Genomic DNA, 569 nt, shown 5'->3' with positions numbered 1-569 from the left:
CCTAAAGTGGTCTTTCTCGACCGCGCCACCATTCCCAATCACATTCAAGTCCCGCGCCCTGAGTTTCCTCATCATTGGATGGAGTATGAACTGACACCGCCTGAGTTCGTGCTTGAGCGCTTAGCTGATGCCGATATCGTCATCAGCAATAAAGTGCTGCTGGATCAATCGGTACTTTCGCAGCTGCCTCAGCTCAAGATGATTGCCGTTGCGGCGACAGGGTTTAACAATGTCGACGTGAACTATTGTGCTGAACATGGCATTGCAGTCGCGAACGTACGTGGTTATGCCACTCGATCTGTGCCAGAGCATGTGATAGCGATGTTGTTTGCTTTGCGTCGCAACCTGTTTGGGTACCATCAAGACATTGCGGCTGGTGAATGGCAGCGTAATAAGCAGTTCTGCTTTTTTACTCATTCCATCGGGGATGTTGGCGGCAGTACACTAGGTGTCGTCGGTAGTGGTGCATTGGGACAAGCCACGGCGAATCTGGCTCAAGCGCTAGGAATGACCGTTTTATTTGCGGAGCGTAAAGGCGCGGCAGAGTGTCGACCAGGTTATGTGCCATT

Annotated in this window: 1 protein-coding gene; it reads left to right on the top strand. The window is 51.7% G+C overall.

Going from position 1 to position 569, the window contains the following annotated elements:
* A partial coding sequence (locus R7E78_RS28980; protein ID WP_318058999.1) for an NAD(P)-dependent oxidoreductase occupies positions 1-569 on the top strand: 569 nt, incomplete at both ends.

The organism is Vibrio sp. YT-19(2023) (assembly GCF_033337395.1).
This window is presented reverse-complemented; position numbering and strand designations above follow the sequence as displayed.